Consider the following 17,692-nt stretch of genomic DNA (forward strand, 5'->3'; position numbering starts at 1 on the left):
ATTCGAACCAGCGACCAATTGATTAAAAGTCAACTGCTCTACCGACTGAGCTAACGACCCATCTAAATCATTTTTTTTCTACAAACTGGTGGTCGTTACTGGGATCGAACCAGTGACCCCCTCCTTGTAAGGGAGGTGCTCTCCCAGCTGAGCTAAACGACCTGGGAATTCTGTCTCCACCGAGTGGAGAAAATGGTGGGTCGTGCTGGATTCGAACCAGCGACCAATTGATTAAAAGTCAACTGCTCTACCGACTGAGCTAACGACCCTCACCACGACCAGTTCCGACTGCATTACTGCTTCGGCTCTGACGGCGGCCTATATTACGGATTTAAATTTCCGGTGCAACAGAAAATTCGTAATTTAAATCCGTTTGCTCACTGTGCGTACAAATGCAGGCTGTTTTTACAGTAGCGTTACGAAAACAGTGACATACAGCAATGTTACAGCTTGGCCAGACTCTGTTTGGCCAACTGGGCCGGCGAGGTGTTGGGATAGCCCTTGATCACCTGCTCATAGAAGGATCTGGCTTCCGCCTTCTTGCCATCCAGCTGCGCCAGCATACCCAGCTTCAGCAACGCATCGGCTCGCTTGGGGGATTTGCTGTATTTGTTGGCCACGGTCGAAAACTGGGCCGAGGCACCGGCTCTGTCACCCTTGTTGAACAGCAACTGGCCGAGCCAGTAGTGTGCATTGGGAACATAGCCTGAATTGGGGTACTGCTTGATAAAGCCCTGGAAAGCCGGAATGGCTTTGTCGTAGTTCTTCTCTTTGAGCACCATGTTGACCGCTGCGTCGTAGGCCTGGTTCTCATCCTGATTGGTTGAGTAATTGGCGGCAGCAGCCGGTGTGGCAGCAGCAGGGGCCGGGGCGGCTGGAGCAGCTTGCTGGCTGCTGGCAACCTTGTCGAGCTCTTGGTAGAGCTGGCGCTGGCGCTCTTGCGACTGTTCCATCTGGTAGGTCTGCTGCTCCAGCTGACCACGCAGCTCGGAGACCTCCCCTTGCAGGGAGTCGACCTGTTGCTGCAATTCAGCTTGCAGTCGCAGACGGGCATTGAGGGTGCGCTCCAGCAGGGCAACCCGATCTTCCAGGCTACCGGTGGGCACGATGGCGCCGTTGTTGCCACTAAGGACAACGCCACCACCCGAGTCACCGCCCAGATCGCTGACCGGTGCTGCAGCTTGCGCATTCAGAGCAACCATTACGGCCAGCGCAACGACAGCTTGCTTGTACACAGATTTCATTCGGATCAAACCTTAGCGTTTAGTACAGATAAAACGGCCAGCGCCATCGTCGCTCGCATATGCAGATTTCATTCGGATCAAACCTTGGCGTTTAGTGCAAATAAAACGGCCATCGAAATGGCCGCTTGCATATAAACGAACTTCGTTCGGTTTAAACCTTAGTAAACCAGAACCGCGCGGCGGTTTTTGGCAAAGGCATCCTCGGTGTGAGACATGTCCAGCGGCTTCTCTTCGCCATAGCTGACGATGGAGAGCTGCTCGGCCTGCACACCCAGGGTTTGCAGATACTTGGCAACAGCCTTGGCACGACGCTCGCCCAGAGCGATGTTGTACTCGGGAGTACCGCGCTCATCGGCGTGACCTTCGATCAGGACTTTCACGCTCGGGCGCTCGCGCAGGTAGCTGGCGTGGGCATCCAGCAGATCAGCGTACTGACCCTGGATATCGTAACCGTCGAACGGGAAGTAGATCACGTTGTCACGCTGCAGTGCTTCGAACTTCTGACGCATCTGCTCTTCCGGGGACAACATGCCGTTGGCGCCGCCGGTTTGTACACCGCCCATGCCGTCGGTCATACCTGATTCAGCGCCAGCGGCGTCGGAATCAGAAGAAGAACTACAAGCGGCCAGGGTGAACAGTGGCAGTGCGATGGCCAAACCCTTGAGCAGTTTATTGAGTTGCATGCTATTTCCTTAAACCTTTATAACAAAACAAAAAACAATTGGATTTTTATCAATTCAAGAAGGGCGACCAAGCTGGTGCACGAATTTCACCGCTACTGGTCGGAAGCACAGCCTTGAAGCGACCATCAGTCGACACCAACGCGAGACTCTTACGACCCTGATAGATGGTGGCATAAATGATCATGCTGCCATTGGGAGCCACACTTGGCGACTCATCCAGAGCACTCTGGGTCAGGACCAACAGGGCATTGTTTTCCATGTCCTGACGGGCAATACGATACTGTCCCTGAACACGGGTCACCATCACCATGATTTTGCCATCAGGAGTGATGGATGCACCCTGGTTGGATTCACCTTCCCAAGTCATCCGGCGAGTCATACCAGTCGCCAAATTTACGCTATAAATCTGGGGTTTGCCACCACGTTCAGAGGTGAACAACAAATTTTGCCCATCCGGCATCCAGGAGGGTTCGGTGTCGATCACACGGCTGGTTGTGACGCGGGTCAGCTGCTTGCTAGCGACATCAACCACATAGAGGTTCGGTGAACCATCTTTGGAGAGAACGATAGCCAGACGACGACCATCCGGAGACCACTCCGGCGCCCCGTTAATACCGCGGAAACTGGTGATCAGGCTGCGCTGCTGGGTGTAGATATCCTGCACGTAGATTTCGGACTTCTGGTTCTCGAAGCTCACGTAAGCCAGCTTGCTGCCATCCGGCGACCAGGCCGGAGACATCAACGGTTCGCGGGAGCGCAGCAGGGTCTTCTCGTTGTAACCGTCGTAGTCAGAAATGCGCAGCTGGTACGGGAACTGGGTACCCTGCTGTACGGAGACGTAAGCCAGACGGGTCAGGAAGGCACCGCGCTCGCCAGTCAAACGCTCATAGACGATGTCGGAGATACGGTGGGCAAACTGGCGCATCTGGGCACCCGGGATGGTCGCCATACGGCTATCCAGAATGTAACCGTTGCTCTCGCCACCTTGTGCCTTGGCCAGCTGACCCTTCAGCACATCGACCAGCTCGAAGTTCACCTTGTAGGTGCCGTCACCGACTGCCGAAATGGAACCCACCACCACGGCTTCAACCCCTTGGGAGGCCCAGGGAGCGAAGTTGATCTCGCTGCTGCTGCTCGGGGTCTGCGGCATCTGGCCACGGGCCAGCGGCTTGAATTTGCCGCTGCGCATCAGGTCGTTGGAGACCACTTCCGCGATGTCCTGCGGCAACTGCCCGTTGCCTTCCCACTTGAAGGGGGCGACAGCGATGGGGCGTGCGCTATCAATACCGCCGGTGATGACGATGTCCAGGGCCGCCTGGGCACTCTGGCCCAGCAACAAACAGCCAACCAAAGCAAAAAATACTTTTCTGATCATGGCTTAAATACTCGGTTCCAATAAAGATGAGAGGTTAAATTCCTTTCTCGGCGAGAGGTTGCCAACCGGAGGCAAGCAACCTCGTTTTATCACGCTTAGATACTCGGTTCTAACTTCAGGTTAAATTCCTTCAACATCTCGAATGCCGCAGGATCCTTGGGCACTGGCAGTTGATTGGCTTTCAAGACAGCCGCCTTACCCGAACGACAGACCGCCGGGTCACCCTGGCCGTTATCTACCGATATGACAAAGCCACTGCTCGCAAGACGTACGCCGATAGTACATGTTTTGCCCCGCATGGTGGGATCTAAAATCATATACCGCTCAACAGTGGCCTTGATGAGCGCCGCATACTTGTCGACCTCACCTTGTGCCGCTGCAGAGGCAGCCTGGCTGCGGGCATTGGCTTCAGCCGCCAGCTGCTGCTGCATCATGGCTTCCATCTCTTTTTGCAGTCTGGCCTCCTCGGCCGCTTTGCGTTTGCGTTCTGCCGCGATCTTGGCCTGCTTCTCGGCTTCAGCCTTGGCTTTCTTCTCTGCGTCAGCTTTTGCCTTTTTGGCTGCCTCTTCCTTGGCCTTCTTCTCAGCCTCGGCTTTGGCTTTTTTCTCAGCCTCTGCCTTGGCTTTCTTCTCTGCCTCAGCCTTGGCCTTCTTGTCAGCTTCCGCTTTCTTGGCTTTGGCCTCCTCGGCTTTAGCCTTCTCTTCCGCCTGTTTTTTCTCGAGCTCTTTCTTTTTCTTCAGCGCCAGTGCCTTGGCCTCTTCAGCAGCCTTGCGCTCGGCTTCCGCCTTCTTGGCCTTCTGCTCTTCCAGCTTGCGGGCCTCCTCGGCTTTCTGCGCCTTCTCTTCCGCCCGCTTCTGCTCGGCAACTTTTTTCTGCTTCTCAGCCTCGGCCTTGCGGGTCGCCTCTTCTGCTTCTTTCCGCTTGGCCTCGGCAATACGCAGCCGTTCCTGCTGCTGGGCTAGTTCGCGTTTGGCAAGATCCGTATCTTCCTTATCCTTCTCTTTCTCTACCTTCTGCGGCTTGGGCTGAGCTTTCTGCTGCTGGATCTGCTTGGCCTGCTCGTTGAGGAAGTTCTCATCAAGCATGACGGCATTGACGATCTGCCCCTTCGATTCGGGTCGTTTCGGTTTGCTGAAATCGAGCCCGACAAACAGGATGATGCCGATGATCAGGTGCAGCAGAAACGACGCGATGAGATAACCGGAAATACCACGCTTCACATCCATCTCCGTTAGTTCACCGGATCTGTCATCAGGCCAACCTGAGGCACACCCGCATTCTTGAGGGCCACCATCAACAGGATCACCTCTTCGTAGCGCACGGCCTTGTCACCCGCGACCACCACGGGGGCATTCTGGTTGATCGCCAGATAGCCCATGGCTTTTTCGGTGATGTATTGCTGCATCGCCTCTGGCGTGCCACTTGGCACCGGCTCGTCATCGGCTTCGCCAGCCTTGATGACATACTCGCCTTCGGTATTGACGCTTACGATGAAGGGCGGCTTGGCATCTTCCGGCAACTGCTCGGACTCAGCCTGCGGCAGATCCACCTTGACCCCTTGCGTGATCACCGGCGTGACCGCCATAAAGATGATAAGCAGCACCAGCATGACGTCGATATAGGGAACCACGTTGATCTCGGCCACCTTCTTGCGCCGGATCCGCTGATAGGTTTGCATTACTGATCACCCTGCTGCTGAGCAATTTGACGGTTCAGAATGGTGGTGAACTCGTCCATGAAGTTGGCGTAGGCGTTCTCCAGCCGCTCGACCTTGTTGGAGAAGCGGTTGTAGAAGATTACCGCCGGGATAGCGGCAAACAGACCCATGGCGGTCGCAATCAGCGCTTCCGCGATACCCGGTGCCACCATCTGCAGGGTGGCCTGCTGCACCTGACCCAGGGCGATAAAGGCGTTCATGATCCCCCATACGGTACCGAACAGACCGATGTAGGGGCTGATGGAGCCGATGGTCGCCAGCACCGGCAGGTTGGATTCCAGATCATCCACCGCACGGGAGAGGGAGACGCGCATGGCACGGTAGGTACCATCCATCACCGCATCCTGACCACGGGCCCCGGCCTTGAGCAGGCGGGCATACTCCTTGAAGCCGGAGTAGAAGATATCTTCCATGCCTTCGATATCATCGCGGCGGGAAGAGGACTCCTGATAGAGGCGATTGAGATCGACCCCTGACCAGAAGCGATCTTCAAACTGTTCCGATGCGAGATTGGCCGCCTTGATCGCCTTGGAACGCTGGATAATCAGCGCCCAGGAGACAATAGACATGCTCATCAGGGTGATCATGACCAGTTTTACCAACAGGCTGGCTTGCCAAAACAGGCCAATAAACGAAATTTCAGCGTGCACTTAACAGCACTCCCTTGATTTTTTCAGGTATAGCTACAGGTTTCATTTGCGGATGACTTACACAGGCTATCTGTACCAAAGCCTGGGTGACGAGTCGTCCATCAGCCGCCAGGATCTGCTGCGAAAAACGCAGGGATGCGCGTTTCACTTCAATCACTTGCGTTAATACATTCAATAGTTCATTAAAACGGGCCGCCGAGCGGAAATCGATCTCAGTTCGGCTCACCACGAAGGCATATCCCTCCTGCAGCCAGACGTCCTGTTCGACCCCTTTGGCACGAAGAAACTCGGTGCGAGCACGTTCCATAAACTTGAGATAATTGGCGTTGTAGACGATGCCCCCGGCATCGGTGTCTTCGTAGTAGACACGTACCGGAAACTCAAAGACTTCCCCCATAACAATCTGTGATCCATTCGACAGTCAGATGGGGGGCTATCATAGCGCAGGGCTGAATAGGAAAGAAGCAGGGGGAGACAGGGAAATCCTGCCTCCCCCCGTTTTTTATGAAAGGAAATATGAATGTGTCAGCCAGAGGCCATACAACAAACTGGGCCAGGCGAGCCAGGGGTTGAACAGCACACGTCCGGGCAGGCTTTTCAGATGAAAGCCAAGCCCGTTAAGTACGCCACAACAGACGGCCCACATCAGCCAGGGAGCAAGCCAGAGACCATGCTCGCTGGTGTTGGCCGCGATCAGATTGGGGGCCTGTAAAATAGCGACGGCCAACAAGGCCGCCGCGAGTAACATCAACCCCTGCCACGGCTGCCGCTCCAGTGGAGCGGCCAGCCTGGCGAGTCGATCACTTGTTTTCATCGATCTGACGATCCATGTTCTCGGTGTGTTCCAGCCACAGCGCATTGATGATGCCAAATGCACAGGCCAGCAACAGCCCCAGGATCCAGGTGAAATACCACATTGTCAGCGCACCTCTTAATAGAGAGATTGTTGGTTATCTTCGATGTGCTTGTTGGTTACCCGGCCAAACATCTTGATGTAAGTCCAGATGGTGTAACCCAGCACAATCGGTACGAAGATCGCTGCAGCCACAGTCATCACCTGCAAGGTGTTGAAAGAGGCGGTAGCATCCCACATGGTCAGGCTCAGTGACGGCTCAAGGCTTGAGGGCATCACGAACGGGAACATGGAGAAACCGGCAGTGAGGATGACCCCGGCAATCGCCAGCGAGGAGCTGGTAAACGCCAGCCAGCCGATGTTCATGCGGGCAAACAGCGCAGTCAGCAGGCTCATGGCCAGACCCAGTACAGGGGCAGCCACCATCCACGGATAGAGGGTGTAGTTGTTCATCCAGGCACCAGCCTGCAGGACAACTTCCTTGTTCATCGGGTTGGATACTGCGTCAGTCGCGGCAGCCTTGACGATGACATACCCTTCCATACCGCTTACCCACCAACCCGCGGCAGCAAACAGCACCAGGGTCAGCAGTGAGCAGATCATGGCGGCAGTACGGGAACGTGCCAGCACTTCCCCGTCGGTCTTCATCATCAACCAGGTTGCGCCCTGGGTGAGCAGCATGAACAGGCTCACCAGACCAGCCAGAATGCCGAACGGGTTAAGCAGGCCGAAGAAGTTGCCGTGATAGGTCAACATCATGAACTGGTTAAACTCGAACGGAACGCCTTGCAGCAGGTTGCCAAAGGCCACACCAAAGACGATGGGCGGTACGGCGCTACCGGCGAACAAGGCCCAGTCCCAGTTGCTGCGCCATTTTGCATCAGCACGCAGGGAGCGGTACTTGAAACCGACCGGACGCAGGAACAGCGCCATCAAGGTCAGGATCATGGCGATGTAGAAGCCGGAGAAGGTCGCGGCATACACCATCGGCCAGGCGGCGAACAAGGCGCCACCGGCAGTGACCAGCCAAACCTGGTTACCTTCCCAGTGCGGCCCCATGGTGTTGAGCATCACGCGGCGCTCGACATCTTTCTTGCCGACGAACGGGAGCAGTGCGCCTACCCCCATGTCGAAGCCGTCAGTGATGGCAAAACCGATCAGCAGTACGCCGACCAGAGCCCACCAGATGACACGCAGAGTTTCGTAATCAAACATGGTCGCTCTCCTTATGCCTTGATCTGTTCAAAGTGATACTTGCCAGTCTTCAGGCTGCTGGGGCCAAGACGGGCATACTTGAACATCAGGTACATCTCGATAACCAGAAGTACGGTATAGAACAGGCAGATACCGATCAGAGAGAACCAGATCTCGGCTGCAGGCAAATTGGATGCAGAGAGGGAAGTCGGCAACACCTCTGCAATGGTCCACGGTTGGCGACCATATTCAGCCACAAACCAGCCTGCTTCGATGGCGATCCACGGCAGCGGGATACCCCACAGCAGACCCTTGAGCAGCCACTTGCGCTTGCCGATCTGGTGGCGGGCACTGTCATAGAAGGCCATACCAATCAGCACCAGCATCAGCATGCCGACGGCAACCATGATACGGAAGGCGAAGAACAGCGGCAGAACCTGCGGGATGGAGTCATCCACTGCGGCCTTGATCTGCTCGTCGGTAGCATCGGTCACGTTGCTGGTGTAGCGCTTGAGCAGCAGACCGTAGCCCAGATCCTGCTTCACTTCGTCGAAGCGAGCGCGGGTCTCGTCAGACTTGTCACCGGATTGCAGCTTGGTCAGCAGGTCGTAAGCGGTCATACCGTTACGAACGCGCAGTTCGTGCTCGCTCTTCAGATCCTTCAGACCGGTTACCTGACCGTCCAGAGAACGGGTCGCGATAATGCCCAGCGCATAGGGGATCTTGATGGCGTAGTCGGTGCGCATCTCTTCCTGATTCGGAATACCGAACAGGGTAAAGGCGGCCGGAGCAGGTTCAGTTTCCCACTCAGCTTCGATAGCGGCCAGTTTCACCTTCTGCACTTCACCGGTCTCGTAACCGGATTCGTCACCGAGGATCAGCACGGACACGATGGAAGCCATACCGAACGCGGCGGCAATGGCGAAGGAGCGACGGGCGAACGCCACATCACGATTCTTCAGCAGGTAGTAGGAGGAGATACCCAGCACAAACATGGCGCCACAGGTATAACCAGCCGCCACAGTGTGGACGAACTTGACCTGAGCAACCGGGTTGAGCACCACGTCAGCGAAGCTCATCATCTCCATCCGCATGGATTCGAAGTTGAACTCGGCACCGACCGGGTTCTGCATCCAGCCGTTGGCGACCAGGATCCAGAGGGCGGAGAGATTGGTACCCAGCGCCATCAACCAGGTGGCTGCAAGATGCTGATGCTTGCTCAGACGATCCCAACCAAAGAAGAACATACCGACGAAGGTGGACTCCAGGAAGAAGGCCATCAGCCCTTCGATAGCCAGCGGGGCCCCGAAGATATCGCCGACATAATGGGAGTAGTAAGCCCAGTTCGTCCCGAACTGGAACTCCATGGCCAGACCTGTGGTGACCCCCAAGGCAAAGTTGATACCAAACAACTTACCCCAGAATTTGGTCATGTCCCGGTAGATGGTGTTGTTGGTCATCACATAGACGGATTCCATGATCGCCAGGAGAAAGGCCATTCCCAGCGTCAGGGGTACAAACAAAAAGTGATAAAGGGCCGTCGCAGCGAACTGGAACCGCGATAGGTCTACCACATGCTCAGCAATCATGATGTTTCCTCACCGATTATTGGCACGGCTATTTTAAGTTTTAAGCACAAAGCTTCCGTTGGGGGTTATCGAATGGGCCCCGTTGAGACGCATCACAACAAAACACTTTCAGTAACCACCAATATTAACAACAAGGCAACGCGAAAACACAAACAAAGCTAATGTTTAACAATTAAAAAACAATAAGCTTCAATTTATTCTCGCTCATTATGACCGGGTTTTTATATCACCTTTATTTGATTGAAATCAATGTAAAAGGACCCGCCATACATGGCTTTCAAAGCCATGTTTAATCTATTTCACGATTATTGAAGCGAGCCAGATCACAAAAGATGACAATGCGTAAAATATTGATTTAAATCAATTTAAGAATTTAACATCCGGCCACCCCATTTAATTTGAAAAATGTCGATGACGCGCCTTTTTCCATGTTATCCAGGTCAGGCGAACTGATTCGAAAACTCAATTTAAAACTACAAACAATGCATACTCATGCGAACCAATTTCATCAATCACTACATTAGATAAACTAATTTGAAGGTTGCAATTTTTCTTGTTTGCCCGGGCCGATACGAGCTCCTACAATGCGCCTCGCAGTGAGGGCATACCCTTGGATACAGGCCGGTTAATCAGGGTTCACGGTACGTATTCGACCATCAATTTGAACCTGTCTATTGGAATCGAAGATGAAAAAGTTTGTTGCTAAAACCATCCGTTACTACAAGCTTTCCTTTGTTCAGCTCTATCAACTGAACCGACTCTGAGAGCTCGCGACGGCTCACCTGTTTATTTTCCGGTCTGTGTCCAGACGCACTCACTGTCTGTGAACATCCATCCTGAATTGTCTTTGCCCACCGCATCAGCCGTGGGCTTTTTTTTTTGCCCGAATAACAAAAAACCGCCTTTGACGGCGGTTTTTTGTTCAAACGACTGTTTTTACTTCTCATCTGGTCGCTGAAGACCGAAATGAGCATATGCTCGTGTGGTCGCAATCCGTCCTCTGGGTGTACGTTGCAGATACCCTTGCTGGATCAGATAAGGCTCAAGCACATCTTCGATAGTATCTTTCTCTTCCCCGATCGCGGCGGCCAGATTATCGAGACCCACCGGCCCCCCCATAAACTTGTCTATGACAGCCAACAATAACTTGCGGTCCATGAAGTCAAAACCTTCGTTATCGACATCCAGCATGTCCATGGCGCGGGCCGCGATGGGGCCATCGATCCGGCCATCGGATTTGACCTGGGCGAAGTCACGCACTCGTCTTAACAAACGGTTAGCAATCCGCGGCGTACCGCGAGAGCGACGGGCGACCTCAATGGCACCATCTTCCGTCATGTCGAGCCCCAGACAACGGGCACTGCGGGAGACGATATCGGTCAGGTCCTTGACGTTGTAAAACTCCAGCCGCTGGACGATGCCGAAGCGATCCCGCAGCGGGCTGGTGAGTGAACCGGCCCGGGTGGTAGCGCCAATCAGGGTAAAGGGAGGCAGATCCAGCTTGATGGAGCGAGCCGCTGGTCCCTCCCCGATCATGATGTCGAGCTGGTAATCCTCCATCGCCGGATAGAGCACCTCTTCCACCACCGGGCTGAGACGGTGGATCTCGTCGATGAACAACACATCGTTCGGTTCAAGGTTGGTGAGCAGCGCCGCCAGATCCCCCGCTTTCTCCAGCACCGGGCCGGAGGTGGTCTTGATATTGACACCCATCTCGTTGGCGACGATGTTGGCGAGGGTGGTCTTACCCAAGCCCGGCGGACCGAAGATCAGCAGGTGATCGAGCGCTTCACCCCGCTGACGGGCCGCTTCGATAAAGATCTCCATCTGCTCGCAGACGGTATCCTGACCGGTGTAATCAGCCAGCTTCTTGGGGCGGATAGCCCGGTCAATAATGTCATCCTCACGGGCGGCACTGGCCGAAATGAGGCGGTCTGCTTCAATCATCAACTACCTCATACCAGGCTACGCAGGGATTCACGGATGATATCTTCCACCGACATCCCCTCTTTGGCGATCTTGCTGACAATCTGGCTCGCCTGCTGCGGCTTGTAACCGAGGGCCACCAGCGCACTGGCCGCCTCTTCGGTCACATCCGGTGCCCGCAATTCTGGCTCACTGGCTGGCAGGGTGACCATGGCCGGGGAGAAGAGGTCGTGACTGACCCAGCCCTTGAGGCGATCCTTCATCTCCACCACCAGACGCTCGGCGGTCTTCTTGCCGACTCCCGGCAGTTTGACCAAAGAGCTTATCTCTTCACGTTCGACACTCAGCACGAATTGGGTAGCTGTCATGCCGGAGAGAATAGCCAGCGCCAGCTTGGGGCCGACTCCGTTGGTCTTGATCAGCTCGCGGAACAGCGCCCGCTCCTGTTTGTGGTTAAAACCATAGAGCAATTGGGCATCTTCCCGCACCACGAAGTGAGTGTGGATGGTCGCCTCCTTGCCGATCTCCGGCAAATCATAGAAGCAGCTCATCGGCATATGAACCTCGTAACCAACCCCGCCTACTTCCAGCAAGACCTCGGGGGGCTGCTTCTCAATGACAATGCCTCTCAAGCGACCAATCACGGCTCTCTCCTCACCAATACAGCTATTCGCAAATTGGCTCATAGCATAAAGAATAACTGGATAAGTATCCAGCATAGGGCAGCAACCCTCTGGTATCCGGAGAAGCTTTTTCGCAAATTGGCCACCATGCTTGATCTGGTTCAGCCTGCGTGTACGGGATGTTTCTGCACCGTACCGGACTCCGACTGGGCATGAGCCACTACACTAAATCCGTTCGGAACCGAAATTGATGCCAATACAGATACCAAGGAAGGCCATCATATGAAAATTGTTACCACCGCCAATCTGGGTCTTGCCATCTTGCTCGGCTGCACGCTGGGGATGGGGGTCGTGGGCTGGTATGGCAGCCAGCGGCTGGCCGGCCTGCTCACCTATGTGTTGGGAAGCGCCTGGCAGACCGCCGATGGCGCCATGGAAGGCTCCATCGAACTGGGCAATCAACAGTTACAGATTCAGAAGATGCAAAACGGCACCCCGCTCAATCGCACCGAGCTTGATGCCGCCAAGGCGGCGACCGATGATGCGCTGGCCCGGGTCAGCCAGGGTCAGCTCATTGATGGCGCAGTCCTGGCCACTATGGAGCAGCAGAAGCTGGCCTATCAACAACAACAAGAGAAGCTGTTGACGCTCTATCACGCCTATACCGAGGTGGATCAGGCCCTGCATCACAACGCCGAGCTGATGGCACGACTCTCGACCCAGCTGGAGGTGATTGGCGATGGGGCGGTAGAGGTGCTGACCCAGGCCCCCGACCAGACCATCAGCTGGAACAGTGGCCTCTCCACCCGCTGGGAAGCGGCCGACGGGGGAATGGAGTCCAATATCGGCTTTTTACGCCAGCTCTATGCGCTGGAGAAGATGCGCAGACAAGGGGTAACGGAGGCGATCAAGGTCGAGCTGAAAGAGGCGACCGATTTCTATCACGAAGCGATCGACAGCATGCTCGGTACCGGGCTGTTCGATATCGAGGGAACCGGCGAATTTGCCGGCAAGCCGCTGGCGATACAGTATCGCGCCCTGTTGGCCCGACATCAGCAGCTGATGGGGCAGTGGATCGAGGCGCTCGGCAGCTATCAGGCCCAGCAGGCTCTCTATGAGGCCAGTGCCGACCAGCTACAGCAACAACTGGTTGCCATCGAGGCGAGCGGTGATGCCACCGTCGAGGATCAGGTAGTCCAGCTCAACGGCATCATCAGCCAAACCCGCACCCTGCTGCTGGGCGGCCTGTTGCTTAGCCTGCTCATGGTCACCCTCTGTGGCTTCTGGCTGACCCGCAAGCTGGTCACCCCGCTGCTGCAAGTGGACAAACGGATGCAGGATATCGCCGCCGGCGAGGGGGATCTCAACGCCCGCATCAACCTGCAGCGGGATGACGAGATAGGCTCGCTGGCCAACAGCGTGGATCGCTTCATCGAGAAATTGCAGAAGATGATCAGCTCCACCATGGACAACACCCGGCACATCAGCGAACACGTTCACACCTCGGTCAACCGGGTGGAGGCGATCAGCCAGAGCAGCCGCCAGACCGCCGAACATGCGCTGGCCCTGCATCAGGACAGTGAACAAATGGTACAGGTCGCTACCGGTATTTCTGACAACTGCAGCATGGCGGCCCACAATGCCAACGAGGTGCGCCAGCTAACCACCGAAAGTAGCCAATATGTCGCCTCTGCCAGTGCGGGCATGCAGCGGGTGGTGCAGGAGGTGGGCGAGTGCGCCATCGCCATCAACGCCCTCAAGGAGCAGGCGGGCCAGATCGGCCAGATCATCTCCACCATCAGCGGCATCTCGGAGCAGACCAACCTGCTGGCCCTCAATGCGGCTATCGAAGCAGCCCGCGCGGGGGAGATGGGACGTGGCTTTGCTGTGGTCGCGGACGAGGTGCGCACCCTGGCCAATCGCACGGCGACATCAAGCGCCGAGATCAGCCAGGTGATCAGCAGCATCCAGCAGCAGACCGAGAGCGCCTACCTGATGATGCAGCGCAACCTCAAGACGGTGGAGTCCGGCATGCAGGACTCCGAGAACACCAAGCAGATCCTGTTCAAGGTAGAAGGCGCCATCGACCAGCTGGCCGACATGGTGCAGCAGGTGGCCGTAGCCACAGGTCAACTGTCACACACCCTGAGCCACTCCTCTGACAAGGTCTCCGGCATCAGTCTGCAAGCCAGAACCGGCGAACAGGAGGCGCAGGAGTGCCTGCAGCTCGCCTCCTCGCTCCATCAAGCCAGCCTGCTGCAACAGCGCCTGCTCTCCCAGTTCCGAGTCTGACCCCCTCCAATAGCGAAGATGCCACTCCCTGCGAGTGGCATCTTTTTGTTACCGGTCGCTCATTCCTGCAGCCTTAACTTCCTCAACGTCCTATGGCCAGTTGAATAGCCAGACTCAGCATGATGATGCCGACCAGCAGATCGATCCCCCGCTGCACCCCTCCTCGCGCTAGCCAGGGCGCCAATGCGGCCGCTCCCAGCGCAAGCGAGTAAAACCACACCAGCGAGGCCAGCATGGCCCCCGCAGCAAAGGCCGGACGCAGGGACTCGCTCACCTGACTGCCAAGGGAGCCGAGCAGCATCAAAGTATCGAGATAGACGTGGGGATTAAGCAGCGTAACTCCCAGCGTCATCGCCAGCACGCTTTTGGCCCCCATCTGCTGAGCAGACTCGGCAAGTCCCTCCCCCTTACCGCGCCAGGCACTGAGCAGGGAACGGCCACCAAACCAGCCGAGAAACAGCACGCCGCCCCAGGTAAGCAGCATCATGCCAATCGGGCTGGCAGCCAGCAGATTGGCTCCGCCAAATACCCCTATAGCGATCAGAATGAGGTCGCAGAAACTGCAGAGTGTGGCGCTCAGCAGATGGTGATTGCGATGGATGCCTCTGCTCAGCACAAAGGCATTCTGGGCGCCGATGGGGATGATCATGGCAAGACCTATGGTGAAGCCTTGCAGGGTCGTGGTCAGCAGCATGGAAAGTTCCGTTCGAAGTGATGAATGAACGGCACTATAGCGAGCCCTGTTCCCTCTTAGAAATTCATTGATTTACTGGTTCATTCATTTTGCTAATGATGAAGCTTTTCTATTCAATCCCTTGTCAATTACCGGATCTGACAATTGTGACCCTCATACAGCAGCAGGAGAATCTGTGGCATGTGAGACTCGGACTACTGCAACACTCGGGGAAAATTGGTGACCACCACCTGCTCCAGATTGGGCAACAGCAAGCCGGTCCCCACCCCCTTAGCAATGGCCTGGTAGCGGTTCATGGAGCCGGTTTTGCGGGTGACCTGATTGAGGTGGTAATTGACCGTGCGCTCCGTGATGCCGAGGATGCAGGCTATCTCGCAGGAGGTCTTTCCTTCGCTGGCCCAAAACAGACACTCGGTTTCGCGCTCGGTCAGGGGCTCTTTGCCCGCACTGTCCATCATGCTGAAACGCACCACCCGGATTGCGGCATCGAAGATGTAGTTCGACATCCATGAGAGGATCGGCGACGACTCCAGCAGCAGATCGCTCGAGGCCCGCTCGGACGTGATAAAGGAGAGGATCCCGTTCTCCCCGGCTGCACCGTGCAGGGGGAAGGAGATGCCATTGCGTAGCCCGAACTCGGCTGCCAGCCCCATCACATCCATGCTTCCCTCTTGCAGAAAACTGGCTCGCTCATCGAGGCGATTCCAGTAGATGGGCAGAGTCTGCTTGCGCGCCAGCTGGATCACCGGATCACATGCCAGCATGTTGTTTTCGGTGTAGGCCTGCACCCAGGAGTCAGGGCAGTGATTGAACAGCACCACCTTGGGTCTTTGCATCGACATCGGCAGAATCAGCGCGAAGCGGTAGTAGTCGTAGCCCATCCCGAGCGTGAAGTGACCGATCAGCTCGGCCAGACGGTTGCCATCCGTCACCGAAGTGAAATGTTCGAGATACTCAAGCAGTTGGTCTCTTTTCATATGAAAGCCCCCTTGGCCAGACATGTGATTATAACGGCGAATAGCAAGACAGAGGGCCCATAATGTTGGTTTTCAAAGGAAAATTGAGAGAGCATCCACGAAATGAGGTAGAGGAGGAACTCTATCGCTTTCGAAATCGCGTCTTTTCCGACCGGCTCGGCTGGGATGTAGAGTCCCATCGGGGACTCGAGCGTGACAGCTTTGATACGCCAGACACCCATTGGGTGCTGATCGAGGATAAACAAGGGCTGTGCGGCTGTATTCGCCTGCTCAACTGTGCCGATGCCTATATGCTGCCCACCATCTTCCCCACCGCCCTTGCCGGTGAAAGTGCACCACGCACCCCCGATGTCTGGGAACTGACCCGTCTAGCCATCGATGCCAGCCGTGCTCCGCGGATGGTCAATGGCGTCAGCGAGCTCACCTGCGTTATCTTTCGCGAAGTCTATGCCTTCGCCCATGCTCACGGGATCCGGGAGCTGGTCGCTGTCGTCAGCCTGCCGGTAGAGCGCATCTTTCGTCGTCTCGGACTGCCCATCGAGCGGCTCGGTCACCGCCAGACGGTGGATCTGGGGGCCGTGCGCGGGGTGGGGATCCGCTTCCATCTGGATGAACGTTTCGCCCGTGCCGTTGGCCAACCTCTGCTGGGCCACTATCAAACCAGCCACATTCTACTGCAGCAACCATCAAGGGCGCTGACAGCGCAGTCATAAAAAATCCCGGGAAAACAGACCCGGGATAAACAGATCGCTATGAGCCCGCAGGCTAACCCACGGATCAGCGGGCAGTATCCTCCCTCAACAACCTGATCACTACTGTCAGAAATCACAGCATAACGTCCCTGTCACCACTCATTGTTGTCCCCTGCCGAGTGACGTAGAGTCAGCCCAGAAGCAACGCAAGGGAGGGAAGATGAAAGAGCTGGACTACAAACTGCTGCGGGCGTTGGATGCGGTACAGCAGGAACAGAACTTCGAGCGGGCGGCCAAGTCGCTCCATATCACCCAGTCGGCCATCTCCCAGCGGATCAAGCAGCTGGAGCAGCAGTTTGCCGAGCCGCTGCTCATCCGCAGCCAGCCGCTGCAAGCGACCCCGCTCGGCCAGAAGCTGCTGGCACACTATCGTCAGGTCCACCAGCTAGAGCTGGAACTGGCTGGTGAGCTGGCTCCCGCCACACCACAAGCACCCATCCGGATCAGTATCGCCGTCAATGCCGACAGCCTGGCCACCTGGTTTCTGCCCTCGATTACTCCCTTGCTTGAGCAGCATCCCATCGAACTCAACCTGCTGGTGGATGACGAGTGCCGCACCCTCGACAAGGTGCGCGAGGGACAGGCCTTCGGCGCGGTCAGCCTGAGCCCCCAACCGCTGGCTGGTTGCTGTGTCGACGAGCTGGGTGAGATGAACTATCTGCTCACCGCCAGCCCGGCCTTTGTGGCTCGCCATTTTCCTCGCGGTCTGACCCGGGAAGCACTGGCCAAGGCACCGGCAGTAGCGTTCGATCAGCGAGATGACATGCATGTAAGCTTTATGAGGGAGCAGTTCGGGCTGGAGCCTGGCGGCTACCCCTGCCATACGGTTCATTCGTCGGAGGCCTTTGTCGCCATGGCCGAACAGGGAGTGGCCTACTGTCTTATCCCGGAATTACAGATCAGGAGACAACTGGAGAGTGGCTCACTGGTCAACCTCAGCCCAGAGCGCATCCTGACGGAGCGACTCTACTGGCACCGTTGGGTACTGGAAAAAGGGGTACACAAACAGCTCTCTTTACGGCTCATCGACTATGCCCGCAGCTCTCTGAAACCACGCTGATCAGGCCATTCACCTTGGCTTTGCAGGGCTAAAAACGTATAGTGCTGGGCGTTTCTTCATCAG

The 17,692-nt window shown here is 56.1% G+C and carries 18 protein-coding genes and 2 tRNA genes; 3 read left to right on the forward strand and 17 right to left on the reverse strand.

Going from position 1 to position 17,692, the window contains the following annotated elements:
* Positions 1-86 precede the first annotated feature (86 nt).
* From G5137_RS08490 to ruvA, 15 genes are all read right to left on the reverse strand, one after another.
* Positions 87-162: transfer RNA gene (locus G5137_RS08490), tRNA-Val, on the reverse strand.
* Positions 163-193: 31 nt separating this feature from the next.
* Positions 194-269 (reverse strand) — tRNA-Lys (locus G5137_RS08495).
* Between the two features lie 174 nt (positions 270-443).
* Positions 444-1,244, reverse strand: a complete 801-nt coding sequence (gene ybgF / locus G5137_RS08500; RefSeq protein ID WP_421255228.1) for a tol-pal system protein YbgF — start codon at positions 1,242-1,244, stop codon at positions 444-446.
* 158 nt (positions 1,245-1,402) lie between these two features.
* Positions 1,403-1,927 (reverse strand): peptidoglycan-associated lipoprotein Pal, encoded by a 525-nt coding sequence (pal, locus tag G5137_RS08505; RefSeq protein WP_005304908.1) that lies wholly within the window; start codon positions 1,925-1,927, stop codon positions 1,403-1,405.
* A 49-nt stretch (positions 1,928-1,976) separates the two neighbouring features.
* Positions 1,977-3,302 (reverse strand): Tol-Pal system beta propeller repeat protein TolB, encoded by a 1,326-nt coding sequence (gene tolB, locus G5137_RS08510; RefSeq protein WP_005335728.1) that lies wholly within the window; start codon positions 3,300-3,302, stop codon positions 1,977-1,979.
* Between the two features lie 95 nt (positions 3,303-3,397).
* The gene (tolA, locus tag G5137_RS08515) at positions 3,398-4,528 is read right to left on the reverse strand and encodes a cell envelope integrity protein TolA (protein ID WP_216979490.1); all 1,131 of its coding nucleotides are present in this window, start codon (positions 4,526-4,528) and stop codon (positions 3,398-3,400) included.
* A gap of 5 nt (positions 4,529-4,533) precedes the next feature.
* A complete protein-coding gene (gene tolR, locus G5137_RS08520; protein WP_005335733.1) occupies positions 4,534-4,980 on the reverse strand; it encodes a protein TolR in 447 nt (148 codons plus the stop codon).
* Positions 4,980-5,657 carry a protein TolQ gene (gene tolQ / locus G5137_RS08525; RefSeq protein ID WP_216954450.1) on the reverse strand — a complete coding sequence of 226 codons (678 nt, stop codon included), beginning with the start codon at positions 5,655-5,657 and terminating at the stop codon, positions 4,980-4,982. Before tolQ ends, tolR begins: the two co-directional genes overlap by 1 nt.
* A 1-nt stretch (position 5,658) precedes the next feature.
* Positions 5,659-6,066, reverse strand: a complete 408-nt coding sequence (gene ybgC / locus G5137_RS08530; RefSeq protein WP_005343212.1) for a tol-pal system-associated acyl-CoA thioesterase — start codon at positions 6,064-6,066, stop codon at positions 5,659-5,661.
* A gap of 105 nt (positions 6,067-6,171) precedes the next feature.
* On the reverse strand, positions 6,172-6,483 hold the full coding sequence (locus G5137_RS08535; RefSeq protein ID WP_041202810.1) for a cyd operon YbgE family protein: 312 nt from the start codon (positions 6,481-6,483) through the stop codon (positions 6,172-6,174).
* On the reverse strand, positions 6,470-6,586 hold the full coding sequence (cydX, locus tag G5137_RS08540) for a cytochrome bd-I oxidase subunit CydX (RefSeq protein WP_005304933.1): 117 nt from the start codon (positions 6,584-6,586) through the stop codon (positions 6,470-6,472). The genes G5137_RS08535 and cydX overlap by 14 nt, the downstream gene beginning before the upstream one ends.
* Positions 6,587-6,600: 14 nt before the next feature.
* Positions 6,601-7,737 carry a cytochrome d ubiquinol oxidase subunit II gene (cydB, locus tag G5137_RS08545; protein ID WP_005335741.1) on the reverse strand — a complete coding sequence of 379 codons (1,137 nt, stop codon included), beginning with the start codon at positions 7,735-7,737 and terminating at the stop codon, positions 6,601-6,603.
* A gap of 11 nt (positions 7,738-7,748) precedes the next feature.
* Positions 7,749-9,305, reverse strand: a complete 1,557-nt coding sequence (locus tag G5137_RS08550; protein WP_005335743.1) for a cytochrome ubiquinol oxidase subunit I — start codon at positions 9,303-9,305, stop codon at positions 7,749-7,751.
* A gap of 936 nt (positions 9,306-10,241) precedes the next feature.
* On the reverse strand, positions 10,242-11,252 hold the full coding sequence (ruvB, locus tag G5137_RS08555; protein WP_005335744.1) for a Holliday junction branch migration DNA helicase RuvB: 1,011 nt from the start codon (positions 11,250-11,252) through the stop codon (positions 10,242-10,244).
* An 8-nt stretch (positions 11,253-11,260) separates the two neighbouring features.
* Positions 11,261-11,875, reverse strand: a complete 615-nt coding sequence (ruvA, locus tag G5137_RS08560) for a Holliday junction branch migration protein RuvA (RefSeq protein WP_216952061.1) — start codon at positions 11,873-11,875, stop codon at positions 11,261-11,263.
* A 261-nt stretch (positions 11,876-12,136) separates the two neighbouring features.
* On the opposite strand from ruvA, the gene G5137_RS08565 reads away from it, so the two are divergent.
* Complete coding sequence (locus tag G5137_RS08565) at positions 12,137-14,146, forward strand: methyl-accepting chemotaxis protein (protein ID WP_421255229.1); 2,010 nt, start codon at positions 12,137-12,139, stop codon at positions 14,144-14,146.
* A gap of 82 nt (positions 14,147-14,228) precedes the next feature.
* On the opposite strand, the gene lysE is transcribed toward G5137_RS08565, so the two are convergent.
* Both lysE and G5137_RS08575 read right to left on the reverse strand, forming a co-directional pair.
* Positions 14,229-14,840 (reverse strand): L-lysine exporter, encoded by a 612-nt coding sequence (gene lysE, locus G5137_RS08570; protein ID WP_421255230.1) that lies wholly within the window; start codon positions 14,838-14,840, stop codon positions 14,229-14,231.
* A 194-nt stretch (positions 14,841-15,034) separates the two neighbouring features.
* A complete protein-coding gene (locus tag G5137_RS08575) occupies positions 15,035-15,817 on the reverse strand; it encodes a LuxR family transcriptional regulator (protein ID WP_216952064.1) in 783 nt (260 codons plus the stop codon).
* A gap of 62 nt (positions 15,818-15,879) precedes the next feature.
* Here G5137_RS08575 and G5137_RS08580 point away from each other — a divergent pair, with 62 nt between their 5' ends.
* Both G5137_RS08580 and G5137_RS08585 read left to right on the forward strand, forming a co-directional pair.
* Entirely contained in the window at positions 15,880-16,530 is a 651-nt protein-coding gene (locus G5137_RS08580; protein ID WP_266135413.1) for an acyl-homoserine-lactone synthase, read from the forward strand.
* Between the two features lie 199 nt (positions 16,531-16,729).
* Positions 16,730-17,629: a LysR family transcriptional regulator ArgP gene (locus tag G5137_RS08585; protein ID WP_421255231.1), complete on the forward strand. Its 900-nt coding sequence runs from the start codon at positions 16,730-16,732 to the stop codon at positions 17,627-17,629.
* The last annotated feature ends 63 nt before the right edge of the window (positions 17,630-17,692 follow it).

The organism is Aeromonas sp. 600282, from assembly GCF_049175755.1.
Taxonomy (GTDB): domain Bacteria; phylum Pseudomonadota; class Gammaproteobacteria; order Enterobacterales; family Aeromonadaceae; genus Aeromonas; species Aeromonas veronii_A.

Coding starts and splice junctions, on each gene's coding strand:
- ybgF (WP_421255228.1), bottom strand. CDS start 1,244: ATGAAATCTGTGTACAAGCAAGCTGTCGTTGCGCTGGCCGTAATGGTT.
- pal (WP_005304908.1), bottom strand. CDS start 1,927: ATGCAACTCAATAAACTGCTCAAGGGTTTGGCCATCGCACTGCCACTG.
- tolB (WP_005335728.1), bottom strand. CDS start 3,302: ATGATCAGAAAAGTATTTTTTGCTTTGGTTGGCTGTTTGTTGCTGGGC.
- tolA (WP_216979490.1), bottom strand. CDS start 4,528: ATGGATGTGAAGCGTGGTATTTCCGGTTATCTCATCGCGTCGTTTCTG.
- tolR (WP_005335733.1), bottom strand. CDS start 4,980: ATGCAAACCTATCAGCGGATCCGGCGCAAGAAGGTGGCCGAGATCAAC.
- ybgC (WP_005343212.1), bottom strand. CDS start 6,066: ATGGGGGAAGTCTTTGAGTTTCCGGTACGTGTCTACTACGAAGACACC.
- G5137_RS08535 (WP_041202810.1), bottom strand. CDS start 6,483: ATGAAAACAAGTGATCGACTCGCCAGGCTGGCCGCTCCACTGGAGCGG.
- cydX (WP_005304933.1), bottom strand. CDS start 6,586: ATGTGGTATTTCACCTGGATCCTGGGGCTGTTGCTGGCCTGTGCATTT.
- cydB (WP_005335741.1), bottom strand. CDS start 7,737: ATGTTTGATTACGAAACTCTGCGTGTCATCTGGTGGGCTCTGGTCGGC.
- G5137_RS08550 (WP_005335743.1), bottom strand. CDS start 9,305: ATGATTGCTGAGCATGTGGTAGACCTATCGCGGTTCCAGTTCGCTGCG.
- ruvB (WP_005335744.1), bottom strand. CDS start 11,252: ATGATTGAAGCAGACCGCCTCATTTCGGCCAGTGCCGCCCGTGAGGAT.
- G5137_RS08565 (WP_421255229.1), top strand. CDS start 12,137: ATGAAAATTGTTACCACCGCCAATCTGGGTCTTGCCATCTTGCTCGGC.
- lysE (WP_421255230.1), bottom strand. CDS start 14,840: ATGCTGCTGACCACGACCCTGCAAGGCTTCACCATAGGTCTTGCCATG.
- G5137_RS08575 (WP_216952064.1), bottom strand. CDS start 15,817: ATGAAAAGAGACCAACTGCTTGAGTATCTCGAACATTTCACTTCGGTG.
- G5137_RS08580 (WP_266135413.1), top strand. CDS start 15,880: ATGTTGGTTTTCAAAGGAAAATTGAGAGAGCATCCACGAAATGAGGTA.
- G5137_RS08585 (WP_421255231.1), top strand. CDS start 16,730: ATGAAAGAGCTGGACTACAAACTGCTGCGGGCGTTGGATGCGGTACAG.